Genomic DNA, 6446 nt, shown 5'->3' on the forward strand with positions numbered 1-6446 from the left:
CCTGCACTAAATTTAAAGTTCCGGGCCCGCGCACGCTAAACCTTGCAACCTAAAGGAGGGGTACTTTTTGGACGCCGATAAGGGGTCCCGTTTAAACGCCGATTGACAGGCATTTGCGCAAAGCTGCGGCACACGCGCCAAGACAGACAGGATCGATGCAGAACTCATCGCGCGGTTCTTTGCTTTCCGACCCAATGCGGGCCGGACCCTTCCTGCAGAAAAGCTCAGATTTCTCAGAGCATTGACCTCGAAGCGTGCACAGATGGTAGAAATGCGAAAACGCCTTCTTGCTCAGATCCGCGCGCATCAGAAGCTTGGCACAGCTGAGATGTTTGACAGCATCGATGCAGAACTAAAAGTTAGGCTCGACAGCCTGATCAGGGAGCTTGAAGACAGGATCGTAGCCGCCATATCGAGTGACGATTTGCTCTCGGAAACCGTTGGTGTTCTCCGTTCCATTCCAGGAATAGGCCCAGTGGCAAGCACAATGTTAGTCGCTGAAATGCCAGAGCTTGGAACCATCACAGGCGAACAAGCCGCAGCTCTTGTAGGTTTGGCTCCAGTGGCGCATGACAGTGGAACCTTAGTGGCGCATGACAGTGGAACCTTGCGCGGAAAACGATCTATTGCAGGCGGTCGTCGTGCCCTGAGGCATGTGATGTTCCAAGCCGCTCTGGTCGCTGCACATCACAACCCGACCATGAAGATCTTCGCGGATCGTTTGCGAAAAGCCGGGAAACCGCACAAGGTTATCGTCACAGCCGTTGCCCGAAAATTGGTTGCCCTTGCTAACGCACTATGTAGAAAACGTCAAAAATGGCTGCTTCCGAAACCATGAAAGATACAGTTGCTAGACGGGTTACAATCTTATGCTGAAATATCGTCGGGCATTAGTCTCAGATATCGAAATGATTATCGAACTTCATGTGGTGATGAGCAAAAGCACTTACGCCGGTGTCTTGCCACAAAATTATCTGGATAATGAACTTCCGCTTGAAAAAAGACAGCTGTGGGAGAAGAGGTTCGTTGGGCCGAATACCGACCAACTTATTTTTGTAGCCATGCAGGGCCAGGAAATCGCTGGGTTTTGCTGCTTCGTCTTCAATGAAGAGAAGGAGCACGGTACGTATCTGCATAATCTATACGTCTCGCAGGAATATCAGAAGCGTGGGGTGGCGAAGTCGCTTCTTAAGCAAGCGATCGCAGCTTTTGATAGCGAGCGTCAAAAATTGCCAGTTCATTTGCTTGTATTTGCTAAAAACACAAATGCCGTTGCCATATACGAAAAGCTCAATGGCACAGTCATCGAGAAGCGTGATGTATCGCGATGGGGCAACCCTACTGTCGAGCTGCTGCGATACCAATGGCCTTCTGCTGACGCGCTACTTCAAAAACTTGACGATCGTCAGAGCCAAAACACCTGATCTTCACCAAAACGGGTGCGGCGAAACTAGCGCTTACGTCTAACAGAAGCCCTCCATTTTTGAAGGGGAAGTCCAGATTCCCATGGGAGAGGGATTTAGCCGATGCCCCTACCCCCGGTGGCGCCATAGACTTCTCCATTGATGAAGCTCGCCTCGTTGGAAGCAAGGAACACGTAAATGGGAGCCAGTTCGACGGGTTGACCGGGTCGACCGAAGTCGCTGTCTGCACCAAAATGCACGACCTTCTCGTCGGGTTGTCCACCAGAAGGCTGCAACACGGTCCAGACGGGTCCGGGAGCGACTGCGTTCACACGCACGCCCTTTTTGATGAATTGTTTGGCCAACGCTTTGGTATAGGCGACGATTCCGGCCTTGGTTGTGGCATAATCGAGCAGAATCTCGGAGGGCTGGTATGCCTGAATTGATGCGGTCGTGATCACAGCAGCACCGGCGGGCAGCAATGGGGCTGCGGTTTGAGCCATCCAATGCAGCGCGTATAGATTCGTCTTCAGGGTTTTGTCGAAATCCGCGCTCGACAGCTTGGAAATGTCGTCACGGAACTGCTGCCGCCCGGCATTGATCACTAAAATGTCGAGCCCGTCGAGCTCGCGCGCAGCCTGAGCAACCATATCGCGGCACCAGCCCTCATCGCTGATATCCCCGGGCAGGGCAACGGCTTTGCGGCCTTCAGCGCGGATGAGCGCGATGACCGACTGCGCGTCCTCTTCTTCCTCCGGGAGATAGGATATTGCCACATCGGCGCCCTCGCGGGCAAAAGCGATTGCTGCGGCGCGCCCAATGCCGGAATCGCCGCCAGTGATCAGAGCGCGTCGTCGGGCCAAGCGATTGCAGCCCTGATAGGATTTTTCGCCGTGATCAGGCTCAGGTTGCATCTTTGCGGCAATGCCGGGTCTTGCCTGACGTTGTTGTGGGAAGGGTGGGGCGGGGTAAAGGGTTCGCGGATCTTGGAGGGTGGGATTATGGGACATTGTCTCTTCCTTTGCGAATGAGGAAGAAATGGAAATTCACTTCATTTCTTCCAATAGGAAAAAAGCGGGCTTTCGCCCGCTGACTCACTTACAGGTAACGATTACGTTCGCGCTCGATTTCCTCGGGCGTATAAGGATCAGCATCAGCGTCAAAGCGCTGCCAGCCTTCCTCGGTGTAGAGTTTGCGACGCGTCGCAACATCAACTCTGTTGGTGCCGGCCAGGATGGCATCAGCTTCCGCAGCGCGTTCATCGGCGACGCGCGCAGTCACCAAGGAACCGCCACGACGCACGCTTTCAGCGTAAACATGCGCGTCGTCTTCCGACACACCGCTTTCGGTGAGCGCACCAATCAGGCCGCCCGCCACACCGCCAACCACGGCTCCACCCACAGCGCCAGCCAAGGTGGCTGCGAGCCAGCCGGCAGCAACCACGGGGCCGACGCCCGGAATAGCCATGATGCCGAGGCCGGTGAGAAGACCGCCAGCACCACCCACGGCGGCACCGATACCGGCGCCAACACCCGCTCCAGAGCCGGCATTGCTTTCTTTTTCATTGTGATGGGAGACGATCGAAATATCGTCGGACGGGAAGCCCGCGCTCTCCAGACGCGCAACAGTGTCTTGCGCCGCGGAATAGCTATCAAAAAGTCCAGTTACAGTTCGCATATTCTTCTCCCTTGTTCATGAAGATTTTTTTGTGATGGGGGACGAGATTACATTGCCTTCTTGGTGACATTGCCCTGGTAATCAAGCTGAACTTCCAGCTTTTCAGTGCCCTTCATCGCCGAGGCTTCCCAGACGCCATCGTCACGGAGTTTCAGAGCGGTGACATCCTTATAACCTGCTTCTTCGATACGGCTCTTGGCCTGATCTTCGGTGAAGCTGTTGGCACCCTTGACGGGTGCATCCGGGTTGTTGCTGTCAGGGGTCGAGACTGCCGGGGTTTCCGCTGAAGTGGCACCACTATCCTGTGCAAAGGCAAAAGACGGCGCGACAAGGAAAGCGCCAGCAAGCGCTAAAACGCTGATTTTCATGGTTTTTCTCCACTGATGAAATGTCTACACTTACCCAACTCCGGGGTAGGGGTTAAGTTCCCAAAAAAACTCCCACCTGGCCAAAGAATTCTTGATGGGATGCATAGGAAGGGTCGACCGGGAACATGTTGCAGGCGCCGAAGTTTCAGATGTGTCTGGTCGCGATGATGAGGTGTTAATTATGCGTTCCACGTCAACCATTCCTTCCTCCAATATCCACCCCGATTTTTTTACAGGTCTGGCGCGCGGTCTGGGCGGTGCGCTGTTATTTGCCCTGCCGATGCTGATGACCATGGAAATGTGGGAGCTCGGTCTTTACGCCAATCCTATGCGGTTGTTGTTGCTCTGCCTGTTGAACATCCCCTTGCTGACCGGGCTCGCCTACCGCATCGGTTTTGAGCGTATGTCCTCGTGGTCACAGACGCTGCGCGATGCGGCCATCGCCTTCGCGCTCGGTATTGTGCTGAGCGGAATGATCCTTTGGCTGTTTGGACTGTTCAGCACCCAAATACCGCCAGACCACAGGATCGCGATGACTGCCCTGCAAGCCGTCCCGGCCAGCATTGGCGCCTTGCTGGGACGCAGCCAACTTGGCATGCGGACGGAAGAGGATGATGAAGAGGTTGGAGAATATGATGGAGAGAGCGGCTATTTCAACGAATTGTTCATGATGATCGTGGGAGCGATTTTTTTGGGGTTGAATGTCGCCCCCACCGAGGAAATGATCCTGATCGCTTATCGCATTGTCCCGGGTCAGACAGCGCTGATCGTGCTTCTGTCGATCGCCATCATGCATGGCTTTGTTTATAGCGTTCATTTCAAAGGCGGTCATCGCGTGCAAGACGGGGCGCCGTGGTGGAGTTCTCTGATCCGTTTCACGCTGCCGGGCTATGTACTGGCATTTGCGACCAGTGCGTACACATTATGGACATTTGAACGGCTGGATGACGCCTCTGTCGCGCAAATGGTGACGACGATCATTGTGTTGTCGTTTCCTTCGGCGATTGGTGCGGCCTCGGCCCGTCTGGTTTTATGAGGCAGCGACATGAATGAGCGCATCAACGAAAAAAAGTCTGAACCAGCGACCGTTAAAGTCCACTGGAGCGAGTGGCTTGCGGGTGGCCTCTCCGCTTTGCTAATTGCCACACTGCTCGGTTGGTTGGGGTATCAATGCTATCAATATCAACCAGACAAAGCCGATTTCCGTGTCGAAGTGACGGGCTATACTGCGGTCGAAAATGGCTATCGCGTCGCTTTCTCGGTTTTCAACCTGACAGGAACGAGTGCCGCGCAGGTGCGCGTTGTCGCAACCTTGGGCCAACAGCAGGGCGGCGCGGAACAGGCCGCTGCGACGTTCGATTATGTCGCATCGGAAGCGCAGGCCTCCGGCGCCCTGTTTTTTGCGATTGATCCGCGCAAACACGACCTGAAGCTGCGTGTGGTGAGCTATATTGATCCCTGAATATTGTGGGTGTTTTTCGCTCGACATAACCTGCGCCGACATGCCGTCTGCGGAACGCAACAGTGTTGGGTGAACGCCTGACACAGCTCGCCCGACCGAAGCCGGGGGGGAAACGTCATCAACAGACTGGCCATGGAAGGGCAGCGTAAACAGACCGCCATGCACCGCACATGCTGCGATGCGAGGCGCTGGGGCAGCGGTTAATTTCCTTTGGAACAAAGCAACTGGCAAGGGGTTGGGGTTTTGAGAAAACTGAGGAGAAAATCATGACGATACGATCCCTCTCGCAGGCCAACAGCGATCCTTCCAATTCACCGCGACCCGGACAGCCGCCGGAGATCCCCGATATTCCCCCGGCGATAGTGCCTGAGCAGCAGCCAGATGTTCTTCCCGAACCGCTCGGACCTGATATTCCCGACCGTCCCGATCCCGCGCCCGATGTTCCGATGCCGGAGCAAACGCCGCCGCCCCCTGACAGTCCGGGTCAGCCGGCCCTGTCATAGCAAAAGCGAAATCGGTTTGATGCCATTACGCCTTCGCGGCGACATCTGTCCACCGGACTGATTTCTGATCCCGCTCCGATGGGATAAGGACATGCGTAAAACAGATCTTGGTGCGTTGGGTGGAACAGCGCCCTGGCACGCTTGAGCGGTTGCGATAACATGAAAGACCGTTGATCAACTCATGCGAGCGCTCGGTCGATGAGGCGCCCGGTATCCACCAACATCCACCAAGATCTGATTGCATGCGCGTTGCGATCATTGGGGTGATGCTGTGGGTTACCACGCCGCAATCAGTTCCTGCGTCGACGCAAGTTCCAGTTGTTCTGCCAGTCTTTGCTGACAGAGAGCCAGGATCGCATGGTGGCCGGAATCGGAGGTGCTGCAGACGGCATCTGTCACCAGAATAACGCGATAGCCACGATCCACGGCGCCAAGAAGGGTCGCAAGCACGCAGAGATCGGTTTCCGCACCACTGACAATTAAGGTGTGAATACGTTTTTTGTAGAGGAGTTTCTGTAGTACACCCTGCGTCCACGGCGAGTAGACGTCCTTATCCAGAACATGGGCGGGCGGGACGAAGCGTTGCAAGGGTTCAACGAGTTTAAGCAGATAGCGGTCAAGCTGTTCGAGCGCTACATTCTGCCATTTGCGGTAATAGCGTTTCCAGGCGCCGACGGCATCCTGTGGGGACTTCGGTGGGATAAAGCGCGTGAAGATTGTCTTATCGGCACACATCTCGCAAACACTGACAATGTTGGGCAAAATTGCCTCGGCCCACGGCACATGCCACGGCGCTCCGGTTCCAAACAGTTTTTGCATGTCGATGCAAAGATGCATGCTTCCTGCACGCAGGCTTCCTTTGGTGATCCCTGTTTCAGCAAGCATTTTGATCTCGCGCCCTCTTGTCAAAAATCTGGTGTCTATCGGCGTTTAAACGGGACCCCTTATCGGCGTCCAAAAAGTACCCCTCCTTTAGGTTGCAAGGTTTAGCGTGCGCGGGCCCGGAACTTTAAATTTAGTGCAGGGTCTGCGC

General features: G+C 55.1%; 9 protein-coding genes and 1 pseudogene. 6 read left to right on the top strand and 4 right to left on the bottom strand.

The annotated features are described in order from the left end of the window. Positions 1–142: 142 nt before the first annotated feature. The 3 genes and pseudogenes from ABE527_RS21235 to ABE527_RS21245 form a co-directional block, all read left to right on the top strand. Positions 143–295, top strand: a pseudogene (locus tag ABE527_RS21235) (hypothetical protein); the annotation flags it as partial. Further along, complete coding sequence (locus tag ABE527_RS21240) at positions 272–838, top strand: transposase (RefSeq protein ID WP_499698238.1); 567 nt, start codon at positions 272–274, stop codon at positions 836–838. The pseudogene ABE527_RS21235 and the gene ABE527_RS21240, both read left to right, overlap by 24 nt. 70 nt (positions 839–908) lie before the next feature. Further along, a complete protein-coding gene (locus ABE527_RS21245) occupies positions 909–1424 on the top strand; it encodes a GNAT family N-acetyltransferase (RefSeq protein WP_499698237.1) in 516 nt (171 codons plus the stop codon). 95 nt (positions 1425–1519) lie between these two features. On the opposite strand, the gene ABE527_RS21250 is transcribed toward ABE527_RS21245, so the two are convergent. The 3 genes from ABE527_RS21250 to ABE527_RS21260 all read right to left on the bottom strand — a co-directional run bounded on the left by ABE527_RS21250 (position 1520) and on the right by ABE527_RS21260 (position 3448). Then, positions 1520–2413 (bottom strand): SDR family oxidoreductase, encoded by an 894-nt coding sequence (locus ABE527_RS21250; protein ID WP_499695677.1) that lies wholly within the window; start codon positions 2411–2413, stop codon positions 1520–1522. An 88-nt stretch (positions 2414–2501) separates the two neighbouring features. Beyond that, positions 2502–3080 carry a general stress protein gene (locus ABE527_RS21255; RefSeq protein ID WP_499695676.1) on the bottom strand — a complete coding sequence of 193 codons (579 nt, stop codon included), beginning with the start codon at positions 3078–3080 and terminating at the stop codon, positions 2502–2504. Positions 3081–3127: 47 nt separating this feature from the next. Next, positions 3128–3448, bottom strand: coding sequence for a PepSY domain-containing protein (locus tag ABE527_RS21260; RefSeq protein ID WP_499695675.1), 321 nt, complete (start codon positions 3446–3448; stop codon positions 3128–3130). Between the two features lie 181 nt (positions 3449–3629). Between ABE527_RS21260 and ABE527_RS21265 the strand changes: the two genes are divergently transcribed. From ABE527_RS21265 to ABE527_RS21275, 3 genes are all read left to right on the top strand, one after another. Continuing rightward, positions 3630–4484, top strand: coding sequence for a TIGR02587 family membrane protein (locus tag ABE527_RS21265; protein ID WP_499695674.1), 855 nt, complete (start codon positions 3630–3632; stop codon positions 4482–4484). A 9-nt stretch (positions 4485–4493) separates the two neighbouring features. Then, entirely contained in the window at positions 4494–4910 is a 417-nt protein-coding gene (locus ABE527_RS21270; protein WP_151095745.1) for a TIGR02588 family protein, read from the top strand. A gap of 266 nt (positions 4911–5176) precedes the next feature. Beyond that, positions 5177–5413, top strand: coding sequence for a chitin-binding protein (locus ABE527_RS21275; RefSeq protein WP_499695673.1), 237 nt, complete (start codon positions 5177–5179; stop codon positions 5411–5413). 276 nt (positions 5414–5689) lie between these two features. Here ABE527_RS21275 and ABE527_RS21280 read toward each other — a convergent pair whose 3' ends face one another. Continuing rightward, positions 5690–6298: a cysteine hydrolase family protein gene (locus ABE527_RS21280; RefSeq protein ID WP_499695672.1), complete on the bottom strand. Its 609-nt coding sequence runs from the start codon at positions 6296–6298 to the stop codon at positions 5690–5692. Positions 6299–6446 lie beyond the last annotated feature (148 nt).

Origin of the sequence: Brucella sp. TWI432, assembly GCF_039674445.1 — a bacterium.
In the GTDB taxonomy this organism is placed as follows: domain Bacteria; phylum Pseudomonadota; class Alphaproteobacteria; order Rhizobiales; family Rhizobiaceae; genus Brucella; species Brucella chromiisoli.

What these genes read in the sequence shown, in the direction of transcription:
- ABE527_RS21240 (WP_499698238.1), top strand. Translation starts at nt 272, where the DNA reads ATGCGAAAACGCCTTCTTGCTCAGATCCGCGCGCATCAGAAGCTTGGC.
- ABE527_RS21245 (WP_499698237.1), top strand. Translation starts at nt 909, where the DNA reads ATGATTATCGAACTTCATGTGGTGATGAGCAAAAGCACTTACGCCGGT.
- ABE527_RS21250 (WP_499695677.1), bottom strand. Translation starts at nt 2,413, where the DNA reads ATGTCCCATAATCCCACCCTCCAAGATCCGCGAACCCTTTACCCCGCC.
- ABE527_RS21255 (WP_499695676.1), bottom strand. Translation starts at nt 3,080, where the DNA reads ATGCGAACTGTAACTGGACTTTTTGATAGCTATTCCGCGGCGCAAGAC.
- ABE527_RS21260 (WP_499695675.1), bottom strand. Translation starts at nt 3,448, where the DNA reads ATGAAAATCAGCGTTTTAGCGCTTGCTGGCGCTTTCCTTGTCGCGCCG.
- ABE527_RS21265 (WP_499695674.1), top strand. Translation starts at nt 3,630, where the DNA reads ATGCGTTCCACGTCAACCATTCCTTCCTCCAATATCCACCCCGATTTT.
- ABE527_RS21270 (WP_151095745.1), top strand. Translation starts at nt 4,494, where the DNA reads ATGAATGAGCGCATCAACGAAAAAAAGTCTGAACCAGCGACCGTTAAA.
- ABE527_RS21275 (WP_499695673.1), top strand. Translation starts at nt 5,177, where the DNA reads ATGACGATACGATCCCTCTCGCAGGCCAACAGCGATCCTTCCAATTCA.
- ABE527_RS21280 (WP_499695672.1), bottom strand. Translation starts at nt 6,298, where the DNA reads ATGCTTGCTGAAACAGGGATCACCAAAGGAAGCCTGCGTGCAGGAAGC.